The sequence below is a fragment of the Peteryoungia wuzhouensis genome, from assembly GCF_003205195.1.
Classification (GTDB): Bacteria; Pseudomonadota; Alphaproteobacteria; order Rhizobiales; family Rhizobiaceae; genus Allorhizobium; species Allorhizobium wuzhouense.
In genome coordinates this window covers 208,692-225,193 of the sequence record NZ_QJRY01000008.1, presented here as the reverse complement: position 1 = coordinate 225,193, position 16,502 = coordinate 208,692, and the positions used below count along the sequence as shown (strand labels likewise).

Here is a 16,502-nt window from a genome sequence, read left to right as displayed (position 1 = left end):
ATGAAATTTCCTGATTTGCTTCGTGGGCTCAATTGGTCTCCTCTGAAGCGAATTCAAACGAGGTCCTTCATGTCCCTGACGCTTTATTCCCTCTGCGGAACCGATCCCAACCGCCCCTTTTCCCCGCATTGCTGGAAGATCGTGATGGCGCTGCATCACAAGGGGCTGCCCTTCGAGGAGAGGCCGCTTCCCTTCACCGACATCCCGAAGGCGGAGCAAGGGTTTTCGAAGACGGTCCCGATCCTGCGGGACGGAGATCAGTTGATTTCCGACAGTTTCAAGATCGCGCTCTATCTGGAGGACGCCTATCCCGACCATCCAAGCCTGTTCGGTGGCGAGGGCGGCAAGGCCGCCGCTCGCCTGGTCGAAGGCTATTCGCAAACGATGGTTCACCCGGCCATTACCCGAATTGCCGTCTACGATATCCACCAGATGCTCGGCCCGGTTGACCAGGACTACTTCCGCACCACGCGCGAGGTGTATCTTGGCAAATCGCTGGAGGCGATGCATGCCGAACGGGAGGCGGCCATCGCTGCCCTTCCGGCACAGCTCAAGCCGCTCCGCCATATGCTCGGCTTCCAGCCCTTCATCGGTGGCCACTCGCCGCTGTTTGCCGATTATATCCTTTTCGGCGCGCTGCAATGGCTGCGTATCACCACCGGCTCCATCCATCTCCCGGATGGCGATCCGGTTCTCGGCTGGTTCGAGCGCTGCCTGGAGCTCCATGACGGTGCCGGTCGACTGGTCGCTTGATTAAAACAGAATCCCTAGCGGCCGTAGCGCACCGAGATCGAGGCCCTGGCCAGAGCATGGGCATTGGTCATGAAACCGATCAACGCCCCGCTGGCTGACGAATCGAGATCGAGTTTGTCCGTGTCGAGCGCTGTCACGGTGAACACGTAGCTGTGGGTCTGCCCTTCGGGCGGGCAGGCGCCGAGGAAGCCCGGATAGCCGGCATCGGCGCGGCTCTGGATGGCACTTCCGGGCGCGCCGCTCTCAGGCGAAATGCCGGCCGGCAGTGCGGTGACATCTGCGGGAATGTTGAACATCACCCAGTGCCAGAACCCGGAGCCTGTCGGGGCATCGGGATCGTAGAGCGAGACGGCAAAGCTCTTGGTTCCCTCCGGCACGTTGCTCCATTGGAGCGCGGGCGAGATGTTCTGGCCGCTACAGCCGAAGCTGTTGGCGACCTGTGCCTCGGCAAGCGTCCCGCCATCGCGGATGTCGGGACTGGACAGGCTGAACTCGGCCGCCTGCGCCTGGCTGGCGAGAATGGTCAGGGTCAGAAGGGCGGTTTTGAATGCAGGTCTGGTCATGATGGGCTCCTTCGATGTCTGGAGACCCAATCTAGCCGCTTCGCTATTCGGCTGCGGCTCCGATCCGATCAAGCTCGGCCCCGGTTCGTGCAATCTCCGCTGCCGGAATGCGGATGTCGCGGGGCGCCATGCCAAAACGTTCGCGAAAGCGGGCCGCGAATTTGGAGGCCGATTCGTAGCCCACTTCCAGCGCCACCTGGTTGATCGGCAACTCGGTTGCCTGGAGCAGGCCGACGGCACGCGTCATGCGGATATCGACAAGGATATCTGTGAGGCTTGTGCCTGATGATGCGAGTTTGCGGCGCAGCGTCGCCTCGCTGACGCCGAGCGCCGAGGTCACGCGGTTTGCCGTCCATTCCGCCGCGACATCGCTGCCAACAAGCGCACGGATCCGGTCCTGCAGGCTTTCACCTTCGCCGGGGCGCAGGTTCATGCCCAGCGCATCCAGCCGCACGATGATCTCGCCGAGAAGATGGCGTCGGATCGTGTCGGGCTGGTCAGCCTCCGTCAATGCGCGGCCAGCCCGTTCGAGGGCGCCCTCGAAGTCGGCATCCGGCCGAAAGGTCGCGGCTTCGCGCAGAGGCGCACGGTTAGAATCGGCATAAGCCGCAACGAGTTCGGGCGAGAACACGAACGCGTCGGCCTGGTAATCGTCACCCGCTGCAATCTCGTTGACGACAGTCCATTCTCCATTCATCGGCAGAACGATGGCAGCTCCCGGGCCTTCCTCCAAGTCGATCCGGTTGGAGGAAATACGCTTGCACCCCCGCCGCACGACGATCAGCCCCGGCTGGTCGGCGCGCAGGCGTCGGAAGGTGCCGGAGGTCGCCTGCATGATGAAGCAATGGGCGCCGATGGCCGGCACGACATGCGTGAAACGCGCGATCCGACCCGATATTCTCTCGATCACTGCGAAATCCCCTTGCGCGTCTGTGCGTCCTGCCATTCGCTGCCGACAATTATGACGTCGGCGTGAAATTCGTCCATCCCTCTTGTCTTCGTGATTCGGGCCTTGTAGATACCGCCCACTTTCCCTTCAGACACCAACAAGGATGAGACAGATGGCGATTGAACGCACCTTCTCGATGATCAAGCCGGACGCAACCAAGCGCAACCTCACGGGTGCCATCACCAAGATGCTGGAAGACGCAGGCCTGCGCGTCGTCGCCTCCAAGCGCGTCTGGATGAGCAAGCGCGAAGCCGAAGGCTTCTACGCCGTTCACAAGGAACGCCCCTTCTTCGGCGAATTGGTTGAAGGCATGACCTCCGGCCCGACCGTCGTTCAGGTTCTCGAAGGCGAAAACGCCATCCTGAAGAACCGCGAAATCATGGGCGCCACCAACCCGGCCAACGCCGACGAAGGCACCATCCGCAAGACCCACGCTCTCTCCATCGGCGAGAACTCGGTTCACGGTTCGGACGCTCCGGAAACCGCTGCCCAGGAAATCAAGTACTGGTTCTCGGACACCGAAATCGTCGGCTGAATCAGGCTTTGAGGTTTTGGCCTCAGCCCTTTGATGCGATTCATGAAACCGGGACGGAAACGTCCCGGTTTTTTCGTGCCCGCAATAGGCAAATGCCTGCAGACTTTGGTCAGGCATCGACCATTCGGTCTCGCTAGAGTGATGCCTCCATCGCTCATGACCGAGGTTCTTTGCCGTGCTCTCCATCCGCGCCTTATGCCTTCTCGTTGCGCTCGCGTTTTCAACGGCACCCGGTATTGCCCTGGCCAATGCGATCGGCCTTGCCACCGTGTTCACCGGGCAGGGGCAGCGGCTGGAGATCGTCAATGGCGGTCCATTCCAGAACCTGGCCATTATGGTCGACACAAACGAGGAATCGACGGGCCAACGCTGGCAGGTCATGTCCGAGGGCCAATGGGTGCGCATCCGCAACGAAGCCATGGGCAACACGATGTGCCTTGATGTCGTCAATGGCGGCAGTCCGGCCTACATGGTTCAGATGCGCCCATGCGGAAACTATTCCGGGCAGCTCTGGCAGATCTCCGCTTCGGGTGAACATATGCGTTTCACCACCCAGTTCCTCGGCAACGGCTACTGCCTCGATATCGTCAATGGTGGCATGCTGGACCGTTACGCGCAGATGCGGCCCTGCGAAGACGTCTCCGGTCAGCTATGGACGCTCGTCAATTGACCACAGCCTGGCCTGGCGGTGTCGCCGGACAGTCGCTCTCCTGGGCATAATCCCGTGTGCCATCGGCGTGAAAGACGTCCGGATTGGGCGTATAGATCGGCCCGACCACCAGCGGTTTTCCCGGCATGATCGTCTGATCGAGTGTCGAGGTCAGCGTCGTGTCGATCGCCTGGAGGAGGCGGCCGTCCTTGTCGACCACCTGGATCGAGATCGCGTAAGGCTTGCCCTTGACGATGCAATGGACCGGCGGGCTTTCGAGAGCCACCTTCTGCCAGAACGGAAAGATCTTTGTGCGCGTCTCGATCGGCGCGCCGCCGGCCGGGTTTTCGAACCTTGTCACGGCAAAACTCTCGTCCGGCAGCGGGCCGTTGCGGGCAAGGGTGATCACATAGGTTGCCTGCGCCACGCGGTAGTTGAAAATGAAGACCTTTCCGCTGATTTTCAGGGGCTCCTTCACGTCCTCGCGCTGGCAGGCCGGGAGGATCGACATGGCAACTGAGGCTGCGAGGCTCAGCAGTTTGCGTCGTGCCATCATGGCAACGTCTCCGTCTTCTTGCGTTTGTAGTGGCGGCTGGCTTTGACGCGGTTGCCGCAGACCGCCATGTCGCACCAGGTACGACTGCGGTTCTTGCTGCGATCGAGAAACAGCCAGCCGCAATTCCCGCAGATTTTCATGCGTTCGGGCTCGGGTTCGCAGACCAGCCGCAAGGCGGAGCGGGCCGTTGCCTGGTCAAGGCATCGCGCATCGGGTGCCATCCTCAGCGTCATGGCGATCCGTTCCAGCAGGTCGGCGAGAGCCAGCCTGTCCTCACTCCCCAGCGCCCGGCCACGAAAATAGTGATCGATCGCCTCGCGCAATTCGAGGAACTGCTCCCGTCGGTCGTGAGGAACGCGTTGCAAATCCGCAAAATCCTCCCGCTCAGCCGACAGGCGCGCCGCAGCCTCTGGGAAGGCCTGCAACTGTTCCTCCACCGCGAAACGATCGCGTCGCGCCTCGCCGCCGTGCCGAAGGATGACGCTGTTGGCGACGTCAAGCGCCAGCGCGCCGCCGACGAAACGATGGGGTGTCCAGGAAAAGGTCATAACGCGAATATAACTGGTAAAGTGGTTTTTACCAGTTATAAATGTACGGGGAGGAGCGATGGCCTATTTGCTGCAACAGCTTCTGAACGCGGTGCCGGTGGCGAGCCTCTATGCCTGCCTCGCCTTCGGCTATGCGATTGCCTTCGGTGTCACCCGTCGGCCCGATATCTCTTTCGGCGCGCTGGTTGCGCTCGCCGGCCAGATCTGCCTGCTGTTTGTCGACTATGGCTGGGGGCGTCTCTACCTCATCCTGCCGGCCGCTCTCCTGCTCGGCGTGCTTGCCGGCTTCGTCTATGCGCTGATGGTCGGTTGGACGAGCGCCCGTTACGTCATGCTGCCGCTGCACCGGCGTTCGGCCAACAGCGTCATCGTCGCCTCGCTCGGTCTGGTGATCCTGATCTCGGAAGGCGCACGGCTGGCACTCGATACCCGCAGCCTCTGGCTGCCGCCGCTCTGGCAGGGGCAGATCGTTTTGGCTGAGATGGACGGCTTCACTATCGGCTTTTCCGCGATCCAACTCATCCATTCGGCGCTGATGGTCGCGCTGGTGCTGGCCGGCCAGCTTGTCCTGACACGAAGTCGCGCCGGCCGCCTCTGGCAGTCCGTCTGCCAGGATGCCTTCGCTGCCCGGCTTTTGGGAGTGGACGCCGATCGCGTCTTCGTGGTGTCGCTCCTGGCGTCGGCCACGCTTGCGGCCCTTGCTGGCCTCTCGGCAACGCTTCTCTACGGCACCATGGATTTCGGCATGGGCCTGATGCTCGGCTTGAAGGTCGTGCTGATCGCCGCAGCGGGCGGTCATTTCCGCCCCATGTATTCCGCCATTGGCGCTGCCGGAATTGGCTTCGCCGAAACGCTGTGGAGCGCCTATGGCCCGATGATCTGGCGTGATGCAGTGATCATGGCCGCACTCGTCTTCCTGCTGGTGCTCAGCCGGCGCGAGCGGATCATTCCCTGATCGGGTTCTGCCAGCGCGCCTGCGCGGCATCGTCGGCATCCTTGGCGGCCACCCAGTCCCCGGCCTGACCGTCCTTGCCGTGCTCCTTCTTCCAGAAGGGCGCGGAGGTCTTCAGAAAATCCATGACGAAATTCGCCCCGTCGAAAGCCGCCTGGCGATGCGCAGCAGCGGCGATCACCAGTACGATCTGCCCCCCGGCCTCGATCCGTCCGTGACGATGGATGGCCGTGAGGCCGAGCAGCGCAAATCGCTCGATCGCAAGCGACGCGATCCGCGTCATCTCCGCCTCGGCCATTCCGGGGTAATGTTCGAGCTCGAGGGCCGCGAGCGTGCCGGCCTCATCACGGCACAGGCCGACGAACGACACCACCGCGCCGATATCGGCACGACCGGCCGTGATCAGGGCGCTTTCCGCAGCAGGATCGAAATCCGCGCGCTGGACCCGGATCGTCGGGGTAGGGATCTTCATCGTCGGCATCCTCCAGCCGGCACAGGGCGAGGTAGCGTCAGCCGCCGGTCATCGGCGGAAAGATGCCGATCTCGCGGGCGCCGGCGATCGATTCGTCATGCTCCACATGCTCCTGGTTCACCGCGACGCGGATCGCCTTGGGAAAACGCAGGGCCTCGGCATACTCGTCGCCAAGGGTGGCGAGGTGGGCCACCAGATCGCCCGCCGTCTTTACCGTCGCCGGCAGGTCGAGGTCTTCCTCACCCTTGCCGATCCGCTCCCGGACCCAGGCGAAATAGACGAGCGTGACCATCTCAGTCCACCATGTGCTTGGCGCCGGCGCGGAAGTAGTCGTAGCCGGTATAGATGGTCAGGATCGCGGCGATCCAAAGCAGGGTGATGCCCATTTCTGTCGTGTAAGGCAGCACTTTGTCGCCGGCGGGGCCGGCCAGCAGGAAGGCGAGCGCAAACATCTGCGCCGTCGTCTTCCACTTGGCGATCCGTGTCACCGGCACGCTGACCTTCAGGGCCGCAAGATATTCGCGAAGACCGGAAACCAGGATTTCGCGGCAGAGAATCGTGATCGCCGCCCACAGCGACCAGCCCGCGATCGTGCCGTCGGCTGCCATCAGCAGCAGCACCGAGGCGATCAGCAGCTTGTCGGCGATCGGGTCGAGCATTTTGCCGATGTTCGAGGTCTGGTTCCAGATGCGCGCCAGATAGCCGTCGAGATAGTCAGTGATCGAGGCGACGATGAAGATCGCGAGGGCCGCCCAGCGGGCGAAGTCGGAGCTTTGCAGCCGCCCTTCGATGAAGAAGAAGAGGACGATCAGCGGCACGGCCAGAATACGGGCGTAGGTCAGGAGATTGGGAATGTTGTATGCGCGCGAAGCCATGATGCCCTGTCTTTGGATGGAATTGCGTCGACAGTTGAGGGGTTTCAACGGGAGCCGTCAACTCAAGATTTCTGAACGTCTTTTATCATGAACGCGCCCCAGGGCACGTCGTTTCCACTCAATCCCCGCTGCTTTCGTGAAAATGATTGTAGACCAGCCGCGCCACCGTCTCGGAAATGCCCTCGACCGCCATCAGGTCGCTGATCGCGGCACGCGATACGGCCTTGGCGGTGCCGAAATGCTGAAGCAGCGCCCGCTTGCGGGTCGGACCGATGCCACCGATCTCGTCCAGCGGGTTCTTGACCATTTCCTTCTTGCGTCGCGCCCTGTGCGAGCCGATGGCAAAGCGGTGGGCTTCGTCGCGCATGCGCTGGATGAAGTAGAGCACAGGATCGCGCGGCGGCAGCGTGAAGTCCGGCTTGTCCTTGACGAAGAAGCGTTCGCGCCCCGCATCGCGGTCGACACCCTTGGCAACGCCGATGGCAATGACGCTCTCGGTAATGTCGAGATCCTCAAGAATCTTGCGCACCGCCGTCATCTGCCCCTGGCCACCATCGATCAGGATCACATCCGGCCAGGCGGGGAAGGGGGTGTCTCCGCTCTCTTCTGGGGACACGCTCCGGTCAGGTTTACCCTCTTCCTTGAGCAGGCGGGAGAAGCGGCGGGTCATCACTTCGCGCATCATGCCAAAATCGTCGCCGGGGGTGATGTCGGTCGATTTGATGTTGAACTTGCGATACTGGCCCTTCACGAAGCCTTCCGGCCCAGCCACCACCATGCCGCCGACGGCATTGGTGCCCATGATATGGGAGTTGTCGTAGATCTCGATGCGGCGCGGCACGTAAGGCAGCTGGAATGTCTCGGCAAGACCGGCCAGCAGCCGCGATTGAGACGCAGTCTCCGCCAGCTTGCGGCCATGCGCCTCGCGCGCATTGGCGCTCACATGGTCGAGCAGGTCCTTCTTTTCGCCCCGCTGCGGGATAGAGATCGCCACCTTGTGGCCTGCCCGCTCGGACAGGGCGGCCGCGAGCAGGTCCTGTTCCTCGATCGTCTCCGACAGGAGCACGAGACGCGGACAGGGCCGATCGTCATAGAACTGTGCCAGGAAGGAATTGAGCACTTCGGCGCTGGTGAGCTGCGGATCGGCTTTGGGGAAATAAGCCTGGTTTCCCCAGTTCTGCCCGGCGCGGAAGAAGAACACCTGGATACAGGACAGCCCGCCCTCGTGATGGATGGCAAAAATATCGGCCTCTTCCACGCCCGCCGGATTGATGCCTTGGTGGCTTTGGACGTGGCTGAGCCCGGCTAGGCGATCGCGAAACACGGCGGCACGCTCGAAGTCGAGATCTTCGGCCGCTTCGTTCATCGCCCGCGCGATCGATTCCTTGACGTTCTGGCTGCGCCCGGAGAGGAAATCCTTGGCCTCGCGCACGAGTTCGGCATAGCCCGTATCGCTGATCTCATGGGTACACGGCCCCGAACAGCGCTTGATTTGATAAAGCAGGCACGGCCGCGTGCGGCTTTCGAAGACGCTGTCAGTGCAGGTGCGCAGAAGAAAGGCCCGCTGCAGCGAATTGATCGTCCGCCCGACGGCGCTTGCCGAGGCAAAGGGGCCGAAATAGTCGCCCTTGCGGGCCCGCGCGCCGCGATGTTTGTAGAGCGCCGGTGCCCGGCTGTCGCCTGTGATGAGAATATAGGGAAAGCTCTTGTCGTCGCGCAGCAACACGTTGAAGCGTGGCCGCAAGCGCTTGATAAGGTTGGCTTCAAGCAGAAGCGCCTCGACCTCGGTGCGGGTTGTGACGAACTCCATATGCACGGTTTCGCGCACCATGCGGGTCAACCGGTTGGAATGCAGGCGGCCTTGCGCATAATTGCTGACGCGCTTCTTCAGGCTGCGCGCCTTGCCGACATACATGACCTCACCGTCCTTGTTCAGCATGCGGTAGACGCCGGGAGAATTGGGCAGGCGCTTGACGAATTCGCCGATCAGATCGGCGCCGGTCAGCCCCGTCTCGTCCAGCCCGTCGACATGCCAGTCGATCTCGACCCCGGCGCGCGCAGGTTCCGCTTCGACGACGATGTCCTCGTCGTCGTCTTCCGTTCCGTCATAGAGAACGCCGCCGTCCGGCAGCTTTCCTCCATTCATTCATTGATCTCCGTGCCGTGCCAAATCAGATGTTGGCCTCCATCCAGGGCGATCATTTGGCCGGTGATCGATGGCGTGTCAAAAAGAAAGCGGATGGTGCGGCCGAATTCCTCAAGCGAAGGGCCTTTCTTCAGCGGCAGGCTATCCACCTGCGCCTGAAAATCCTCCGGCTTCTGCCGCTCCGAGATCAGGGTGGGGCCGGGGCCTATGGCGTTGACACGGACCCTCGGGGCAAAGGCCTGCGCCAGGGTCTGCGTCGCCGTCCAGAGCGTCGCCTTCGACAGCGTATAAGAGAAGAAGGTGGGTTTCAGTGCCAACACCCGCTGGTCGATGATATTGACGACGAGCCCGCTCAGGTGCTCGGGCAGCGCCTTGACCATGGTGCCGCTCAGGATGGCCGGTGCGCGGACATGGATATCGAAATGCCGGTCAAAGATCTGGGCGTCGAAGTCGGTGGCGCTGTCATCCTCGAAGACGGACGCGTTGTTGACGAGAACCCCGACTGGCCCAAATTCGGCTTCCGCCCGGCTGATCAGGCTGCCGATCTCGGAAATGTTACCGAGATTGGCTTTCAGCGCGATCGCCTGTTTTCCTTCGGCGCGAAGGGATGCGGCCACGGCCTCCGCTTCGGCCGGCGAACCGTTGGCATGCAAAGCGACGGCAAAGCCGTGGGCCGCCAAGTCTTCCGCAATCGCCCGGCCAAGTCGTTTGGCCGATCCGGTCACGAGAGCAGTCTTCGGGATGCCCGTTTGCATGGGTCTAACCTTGTTCGTTCAGGAGTTCGCGCTGCATATATGGCGTCATTGCGATATTTAAACCGTCCAACGCGAATTCATCGTGGTCAGTATTCTGACGTCAATTTCAGTAAAGTTTCGATATGAATTTAGTTATACTATGCCTTTGTGCGTAAATGATTTGTTAGGGTTAACGAAACGTTTGTGTCATTCAAGCAACATCCCATTTATGCCGTCGCGATGCCACAATGAATTCACATTTCGGCTCTTTCAATTCCTCAATTGACCGCCATTTGTACATTCGGAACGGGCAGGGAATACCCAATAACGTTCAGGCCGCCGTTGGTTCTGAGTGAAGTGCGGCCCGGAACTGTAAAGGAGATTAGTATGCGTAACCTCAAGATTATCCTTCTGGCATCCGCCACCACCTTCGGTGCTTTCCAGGCCGCCCAGGCCGCCGATGCGATCTACCAGGCACCGGAAGCTCCGCCGATGGCAAACGATGTTGCCGCTCCGACGGGCAACTGGTCGGGCGCTTACCTCGGTGGCGCTGCAACTTACGACTTCGGTAAGTTCTCCAGCTCGACCAACGGCCGTGATGCCAAGGGCCTCGGCGGTTCGATCTACGGCGGCTACAACATGCAGAGCGGCTCGATCGTTTACGGTGCAGAAGCTGACCTCAGCTACGCCGGTGAAGACGGTTCTGCTGGCAGCCAGGCTCCGGTCGGCACGCTCAAGGGCACCCAGGGCGTCAACGGCTCTGTTCGTGGCCGCGTCGGTTACGACCTGAACCCCTTCATGGTCTATGGTACGGCCGGTGTGGCTGTCGCCAACCACGAGCTCAAGGGCGGCGGCAACAGCGACGAGAAGCTGGCAGCTGGTTACACGGTCGGCGCCGGTGTCGAAACCTTCGTCACCGACAACATCACGGCTCGCGTCGAATACCGCTACAGCGACTACCAGAAGCGCGACTTCGATCTGGGTGGCTCGACCGTTTCGCGCGGCTTCGACGATCACTCCGTCAAGGTCGGCATGGGCGTGAAGTTCTGATCCACCGGTCAGTAGAGACAAGAAAAGCCGGGCTCGCCCGGCTTTTTTTATTGTGCCGCTTTGACGCGAAAAATCAGGCCTTGGGGCGCAGCGCCGGGTAGGGCTCGAAGTGTTTTGCGAAAATGGCAGGCCATTCGGCCAGCGCCGCACGTCCATTTTCCCATTCGCCCGGGAAGCGCAGCATCAGATAGCCGAGCATCGCTGCCAGCGCGAAATGACCGCCATGCAGTTTCTTGCCGGTCTTCGGCAGGCTCTTGTCCAGATGGTCAAGGCTCCGGTTGATCTTGGCCCATTGCCGGTCGATCACGTCCTGGCTCACCAGTTCCGGCGGCCGATAGCGCCGCTCATAGACGATGGCGAGCAGGCAGTCACTGATCCCGTCGCAGAGCGCCTCCAGCACTTCAGCCTCCGTCCGCTTCTCCTTGTCCTTGGGATAAAGCCGCTTGTCGGCGGACCGGTGCAGGAAATGCATGATGGCACGGCTGTCGAAGACCGCGTCACCCTTGTCGGTGATCAAAGTCGGGATCTTGCCGAGCGGATTGTTGTCGATGAGTTCGGCTGGATTGTCCGCCGTGTTCACCCTCACGTCTTCGAGTGCGATGCCGAGATAGCGGGCAGCCATGCGGACCTTGGAGGAATAGGGCGAGGCGGGCGCGAAGAGCAGCTTCATGACGGTTTCCTGTGGCTCTTGTTGCGGGTCAGGGCTGGGGCGGGAGGACGAGATCGGATCGCTTGCACGATCGTTGGTCCATCTCGGAGCAGGTGCGGAACGCCAGCGACGTGTCGAGGCAGATCCGCACTTCATCGACTCTCTGACTATCACAGGTCACCGCCACTGCCGAGCGGGTCAGTCCGGGATTGCTGCGGATAAATGCCTGCTCGATCGTCGCAGGAGACGTCTGTAGCGGTTCGCGAACCGATGAAAACTGCGGCGGTATCAGGATCTTGTCATGCACCTGGCGGACCAGCGCAAAATAGTCCGCCATGGGAAGCCCCGAGCAGCTGCCATGCTTGCGCCATTGGTGGCCGATCAGGCCGATGCCGGGCATGATGTCGATAATCCCGCGCGCCATCGCATCCGGCACACGGCTGCCTTCGGCGCTCTCGCAGTCCTGCGGATAGCCGCGTTCGTACTGCGGCCAGAGGCCGTGCACGACCCAGCCGAAACGTTTCCCGGTGCCGCATTGCGCACGGTTGTTGCGACCGGCATCGCTGTCGCAATAGGTCGGCGACCAGGAAAGGGAGAGAACGTAAAAGTCGAATCCCTTGCCTGCCATAGGGCGGGAAGCCTGGATGGCCGGCTTGGTGGCCGGCGTCACCGGCTCATCCGTGCTGCCGCTCGGCGTGCCAGCCTCAAGTCCGCGCGACAGCGAACCTTGTCCGTCCATGAACCAGGCGCCGATCGCTATGGCGAGCGGGACCAGAACCGCGAAGAGAGGAGCCAGCCTCCCCATCTCAGGCGCGAAATCTCGGTCGCCGGATTGGCAGAGGTGCCGACCGCGACATGGAACCGGATCGTCTTGACGCGAATTTGATCATCATCGCTTCCTTGAGCATCGCTTAAGGCTCACACTGGCGATAATCCTGTCGGGCAGTCAAGACGGGTTAACGCCTATCCGGCATCCTATGTCGGTCGACACGGTGATGCGCCGCGCGCATCGGAAACGGGAGGGGAAGCGACCGGGATATGGCGCTATGAAATTGAAAAGACTTATCTGGCCGCTCGTCGGTCTGACCACGATTGCATTTTCCATTTGGTTGTTGCTCGGCGAAGTGCGCGGGCTTTCCTTTGACGAGATCGGCGACAGCCTGTCGCGGATCGGTCCCATCAGTTGGCTGCTGGCCGTGCTGTCCACGTTGCTCGCCTATGCCGCCCTTGCCGGTTACGACCGGATTGCGCTGCAAAATATTGGCCGGTCCGTCAGCTGGCTGTTTATCACCGTCACCTCGTTTACCGCCTATGCGCTCTCCCACAATGTCGGGGCTTCGGTGTTTTCGGGCGCCGTGGTGCGCTACCGCGCCTATTCCTCGCGCGGCTTGACCGGTGCGGAGGTCGGCAGTCTCGTCGCGATCTGCTCGTTCACATTCATGCTCGGCACGGTCTTCCTGATGGGGATGGTGCTAGTCCTGCAGCCCGACATCACCGAACGTTTTGTCGATGTCCTGCCGGTGGCAGCGTCGAGGACGACGGGCGTGGTGCTTCTGGCGCTGGTCGGTCTCTACGCACTCGGAAGCCTGTTGCGGCTGCGGCCGCTGAGGATCCGTTCCTTCGTGCTCGCTTATCCTCGGCCCGTTCTGGTGATCCAGCAACTGATCATCGGGCCACTGGAGCTGATCGGCGCCGCCGGCATCATTTATTTCGCCCTGCCGGATGTCGGCAATCCGGGCTTCCTGGTGGTGCTCGGCATCTTCCTGGTGTCATTCTCCGCAGCGCTAATTTCCCATGCTCCGGGTGGGCTGGGGGTCCTGGAACTGCTCTTCGTCACGAGCATGCCGGACGTCGATCCGGCTGATGTTATCGCCGCACTCCTGGTGTTCCGCCTCTTTTACCTGATCATACCCTTCGCGCTGGCACTGGTGGTGATCCTGCTGTTCGAGCGGTCCCAGCTGTCACAGGCGGATCCGCCAGCAGCCTGAGGACCGCCTCCGTCGGTGGCGGTGTGGCGTCACTCTTCGCCGCGCAGCCAGAAGCAGCGATGCGAGGCGTAACGATCCTGCGCCATCAGCCTCTTGAGTTCGGGAAGTGCCAGATGCATCTCGTCCTTCAGCGTGAAGGGCGGGTTGACGATCACGAGGCCGGTGCCGGACAGGCCTGTCTGGTCGCGGTCGCTCTTCACATGCAGTTCGGCGCACAGCATCTTGGGGATTTCAAGCGCCTGCAGGGCCTCGTGGAATTCCTTGATCGGCGCGCCCTTCTTGATCGGATACCAGAGGCAATAGACGCCATTGGCAAAGCGGCGATGCGCCTTGGCGAGACCGTCCACCAGCCGCTCGTATTCGCCCTCTTCCTCGAAGGGCGGATCGACCAGAACGATGCCGCGCTTCTCCTTCGGCGGCAGATGCGCATTGAGCGTCAGCCAGCCATCGAGCTCGGTCACGCGCACCTGGAAATCGCCTTCGAACAGGCGGGAAAGCACGCGCGAGTCCTCCGGATGCAGTTCCATCGCCGAGAGCCGATCCTGCGGGCGGAAAAGGTCGCGGGCGAGTTTCGGCGATCCCGGATATTTCTGCAGCGGGCCGCCGGTCTCACGGCCCGGATTGAGCGCTTTCACCACGTCGAGATAGGGCGCCATGATCTCAGCCACCTTCTCCGGCAGCTCGGCATCGATCACCTTGCCGATGCCTTCAAGCCATTCGCCGGTCTTCTGCGCCTCTTCGGAGGAGAGATCGTAGAGCCCAATCCCGGCGTGGGTGTCGAGCACGCGAAACGCCTTGTCCTTCTGCTGCAGATAGACAATCAGCCGCGACAGCACGAGATGCTTCAAGACATCGGCGAAATTGCCCGCGTGATAGATATGGCGATAATTCATTGACGGTTCCGATGGGAGCGATGATTTGTTCGAATGGGGCTTTTGAGCATTCCGGCCATGGCCTATAACCGGCCCATGAACATTCAGAGCCCCATCCGAAACCGGTCGCTCGGTCATACGGCCTGTCCGCATGACTGTCCATCCACCTGCGCGCTTGACGTCGAACTGACGGAGGACGGCCGCATCGGCCGCATGCGTGGGGCGACCGAGAACACCTACACGGCCGGCGTGATCTGCGCCAAGGTCGCGCGTTATGCCGAGCGGCTCTATCATCCCGATCGCCTGATGAAGCCGGTGCGCAGGGCAGGGGCGAAGGGCGCCGGCCAGTGGCAGGATGTTACCTGGGAAGCGGCCCTCGACGAGATCGCCGATGCCTTCGTCAAGGCCGAGCAGCGCCACGGCTCCGAGGCCGTCTGGCCTTACTTCTACGCCGGCACCATGGGCCTCGTGCAGCGCGATTCGATCGAGCGCCTGCGCCATGCCAAGAAATATTCCGGCTTCTTCGGCACGATCTGCACCAACATGGCCTGGACCGGCTATGTCATGGGCACCGGCACGCTGCGCGGTCCCGACCCGCGTGAGATGGCCGTCTCCGATTGCGTTGTCATCTGGGGCACCAATGCGGTCGCGACCCAGGTCAACGTCATGACCCATGCGATCAAGGCGCGCAAAGACCGTGGCGCCAAGATCGTCGTTGTCGACATCTATGACAATCCGACGATGAAGCAGGCCGACATGGCCCTCATCCTGAAGCCCGGCACCGATGCAGCGCTTGCCTGCGCCGCCATGCATATCGCCTTCCGTGACGGTTATGCGGACCGTGCCTATATGGCGAAATTCGCCGATGATCCGGCAGGGCTGGAAGCGCATTTGAAGGACAAGACGCCGGAATGGGCCTCTGATATCACCGGCCTTTCCGTCGAGGAGATCGAAGCCTTCGCCCGCCTCGTCGGCCAGACGAAAAAGAGTTTCTTCCGCCTCGGTTACGGCTTCACCCGCAGCCGCAATGGTGCGGTCTCCATGCATGCGGCTCTGTCGCTCGCAACCGTGCTCGGCGCCTGGCAATACGAGGGTGGTGGCGCCTTCCACTCGAACAGCGACATCTTCCAGCTGAACAAGGCTGAGCTGATGGGCACGGCCATGGTCGATCCAGACATCCGCATGCTCGACCAGTCGCAGATCGGCCGCGTGCTGACCGGCGATACCGAAGCATTACGCTATGGCGGCCCGGTCACTGCGATGCTCATCCAGAACACCAACCCGGTGAATGTCGCGCCCGAACAGCGGCTGGTGAAGCAGGGCTTCTTGCGCGATGGCCTCTTCGTCGCCGTGCACGAGCAGTTCATGACCGAAACCGCGGAACTGGCCGATATCGTGCTCCCCGCCACCATGTTCGTCGAACACGACGACATCTATCGCGGCGGCGGCCAGAGCCATATCCTGCTCGGACCCAAGCTCGTCGACGCGCCGACCATGGTGCGCACCAATCTCTTCGTCATCGAGGAATTGGCCAAACGCCTCGGCGTTGCCGATCGCCCCGGTTTCGGCAAGACGGAGCGCGAGCATATCGAGCGCATGCTCTATGTCAGCGGCAAGCCGGATTTCGACACGCTGATCGAAGACAAGTGGCTCGATTGCCAGCCGGCTTTCGATGAAGCACATTATCTGAACGGCTTTGCCCATCTGGACGGCAAGTTCCGCTTCAAGCCGGACTGGGAAAATACGCCAGCCCCGAACAAGCCGCCGGCAAAACTCGGTTCGCTCGGTCCCGTCAAGTCGCTGCCCGTCTACCCCGACCAGGTGGACCTGATCGAAGTGGCCGATGCTGAACATCCCTTCCGGCTCGCCACGTCTCCGGCGCGCAACTTCCTGAACTCCACCTTCGCCGAGACGAAAACCTCGCGCGACAAGGAAGGCCGTCCTGAGGTCATGGTCAATCCGACCGACGCCGCAGCACTTGGCGTCATGGATGGCGATGTCGTTCGCCTGGGCAATGTCAGAGGGGATTTGCGCATCCACGCCAAGATCACCGAGGCCGTGAAATCGGGCGTGCTGGTGGCGGAAGGCCTTTGGCCGAACAAGGCCCATCTCGACGGTGAAGGCATCAATGTCCTGACCGGCGGCGATCCCGCAGCCCCCCATGGCGGTGCCGCTTTCCACGACAACAAGGTCTGGATGAGAAAAGCATAA

Annotated in this window: 19 protein-coding genes; 7 read left to right on the top strand and 12 right to left on the bottom strand. The window is 61.8% G+C overall.

The genetic code is table 11. The features are described from left to right. Positions 1–69 precede the first annotated feature (69 nt). Positions 70–753, top strand: a complete 684-nt coding sequence (locus DMY87_RS20530; protein WP_110793482.1) for a glutathione S-transferase family protein — start codon at positions 70–72, stop codon at positions 751–753. 14 nt (positions 754–767) lie between these two features. Here DMY87_RS20530 and DMY87_RS20525 read toward each other — a convergent pair whose 3' ends face one another. Then, a complete protein-coding gene (locus DMY87_RS20525; protein WP_110793481.1) occupies positions 768–1,316 on the bottom strand; it encodes a YbhB/YbcL family Raf kinase inhibitor-like protein in 549 nt (182 codons plus the stop codon). Between the two features lie 43 nt (positions 1,317–1,359). Continuing rightward, positions 1,360–2,226, bottom strand: coding sequence for a helix-turn-helix transcriptional regulator (locus tag DMY87_RS20520; protein ID WP_165826373.1), 867 nt, complete (start codon positions 2,224–2,226; stop codon positions 1,360–1,362). A gap of 151 nt (positions 2,227–2,377) precedes the next feature. On the opposite strand from DMY87_RS20520, the gene ndk reads away from it, so the two are divergent. Continuing rightward, positions 2,378–2,800 (top strand): nucleoside-diphosphate kinase, encoded by a 423-nt coding sequence (gene ndk / locus DMY87_RS20515; protein WP_062274915.1) that lies wholly within the window; start codon positions 2,378–2,380, stop codon positions 2,798–2,800. Positions 2,801–2,975: 175 nt separating this feature from the next. Beyond that, positions 2,976–3,470: an RICIN domain-containing protein gene (locus tag DMY87_RS20510; protein ID WP_110793479.1), complete on the top strand. Its 495-nt coding sequence runs from the start codon at positions 2,976–2,978 to the stop codon at positions 3,468–3,470. Here the strand turns inward: DMY87_RS20510 and DMY87_RS20505 are convergent. Both DMY87_RS20505 and DMY87_RS20500 read right to left on the bottom strand, forming a co-directional pair. Beyond that, a complete protein-coding gene (locus DMY87_RS20505) occupies positions 3,463–4,005 on the bottom strand; it encodes a hypothetical protein (protein ID WP_342588664.1) in 543 nt (180 codons plus the stop codon). The genes DMY87_RS20510 and DMY87_RS20505 overlap by 8 nt on opposite strands. Then, positions 4,002–4,553, bottom strand: coding sequence for a CGNR zinc finger domain-containing protein (locus DMY87_RS20500; RefSeq protein ID WP_110793478.1), 552 nt, complete (start codon positions 4,551–4,553; stop codon positions 4,002–4,004). Before DMY87_RS20500 ends, DMY87_RS20505 begins: the two co-directional genes overlap by 4 nt. Positions 4,554–4,611: 58 nt before the next feature. Here DMY87_RS20500 and DMY87_RS20495 point away from each other — a divergent pair, with 58 nt between their 5' ends. After that, positions 4,612–5,508, top strand: coding sequence for a branched-chain amino acid ABC transporter permease (locus DMY87_RS20495; protein WP_110793477.1), 897 nt, complete (start codon positions 4,612–4,614; stop codon positions 5,506–5,508). Here DMY87_RS20495 and DMY87_RS20490 read toward each other — a convergent pair. From DMY87_RS20490 to DMY87_RS20470, 5 genes are all read right to left on the bottom strand, one after another. Next, positions 5,498–5,977: a molybdenum cofactor biosynthesis protein MoaE gene (locus DMY87_RS20490; protein WP_110793476.1), complete on the bottom strand. Its 480-nt coding sequence runs from the start codon at positions 5,975–5,977 to the stop codon at positions 5,498–5,500. The two genes, DMY87_RS20495 and DMY87_RS20490, sit on opposite strands and share 11 nt — an antisense overlap. Before the next feature lie 37 nt (positions 5,978–6,014). After that, on the bottom strand, positions 6,015–6,269 hold the full coding sequence (gene moaD, locus DMY87_RS20485; protein ID WP_110793475.1) for a molybdopterin converting factor subunit 1: 255 nt from the start codon (positions 6,267–6,269) through the stop codon (positions 6,015–6,017). Between the two features lies 1 nt (position 6,270). Then, a complete protein-coding gene (pgsA, locus tag DMY87_RS20480) occupies positions 6,271–6,852 on the bottom strand; it encodes a CDP-diacylglycerol--glycerol-3-phosphate 3-phosphatidyltransferase (RefSeq protein ID WP_110793474.1) in 582 nt (193 codons plus the stop codon). A 118-nt stretch (positions 6,853–6,970) separates the two neighbouring features. Continuing rightward, the gene (gene uvrC, locus DMY87_RS20475; protein WP_110793473.1) at positions 6,971–8,998 is read right to left on the bottom strand and encodes an excinuclease ABC subunit UvrC; all 2,028 of its coding nucleotides are present in this window, start codon (positions 8,996–8,998) and stop codon (positions 6,971–6,973) included. After that, complete coding sequence (locus DMY87_RS20470) at positions 8,995–9,753, bottom strand: SDR family oxidoreductase (protein WP_110793472.1); 759 nt, start codon at positions 9,751–9,753, stop codon at positions 8,995–8,997. Before DMY87_RS20470 ends, uvrC begins: the two co-directional genes overlap by 4 nt. A 366-nt stretch (positions 9,754–10,119) precedes the next feature. Between DMY87_RS20470 and DMY87_RS20465 the strand changes: the two genes are divergently transcribed. Next, positions 10,120–10,782 carry an outer membrane protein gene (locus tag DMY87_RS20465; RefSeq protein WP_110793471.1) on the top strand — a complete coding sequence of 221 codons (663 nt, stop codon included), beginning with the start codon at positions 10,120–10,122 and terminating at the stop codon, positions 10,780–10,782. Positions 10,783–10,855: 73 nt separating this feature from the next. Here DMY87_RS20465 and DMY87_RS20460 read toward each other — a convergent pair whose 3' ends face one another. Further along, complete coding sequence (locus DMY87_RS20460) at positions 10,856–11,452, bottom strand: glutathione S-transferase (RefSeq protein WP_110793470.1); 597 nt, start codon at positions 11,450–11,452, stop codon at positions 10,856–10,858. Between the two features lie 28 nt (positions 11,453–11,480). Next, positions 11,481–12,236 (bottom strand): ribonuclease T2 family protein, encoded by a 756-nt coding sequence (locus DMY87_RS20455; protein WP_110793469.1) that lies wholly within the window; start codon positions 12,234–12,236, stop codon positions 11,481–11,483. 241 nt (positions 12,237–12,477) lie between these two features. Between DMY87_RS20455 and DMY87_RS20450 the strand changes: the two genes are divergently transcribed. Next, positions 12,478–13,419: a lysylphosphatidylglycerol synthase domain-containing protein gene (locus DMY87_RS20450; protein ID WP_110793468.1), complete on the top strand. Its 942-nt coding sequence runs from the start codon at positions 12,478–12,480 to the stop codon at positions 13,417–13,419. 29 nt (positions 13,420–13,448) lie between these two features. Here DMY87_RS20450 and DMY87_RS20445 read toward each other — a convergent pair whose 3' ends face one another. After that, positions 13,449–14,312: a 23S rRNA (adenine(2030)-N(6))-methyltransferase RlmJ gene (locus DMY87_RS20445; RefSeq protein WP_110793467.1), complete on the bottom strand. Its 864-nt coding sequence runs from the start codon at positions 14,310–14,312 to the stop codon at positions 13,449–13,451. Positions 14,313–14,387: 75 nt separating this feature from the next. Here DMY87_RS20445 and DMY87_RS20440 point away from each other — a divergent pair, with 75 nt between their 5' ends. Continuing rightward, a complete protein-coding gene (locus tag DMY87_RS20440) occupies positions 14,388–16,502 on the top strand; it encodes a molybdopterin-containing oxidoreductase family protein (RefSeq protein ID WP_245408992.1) in 2,115 nt (704 codons plus the stop codon).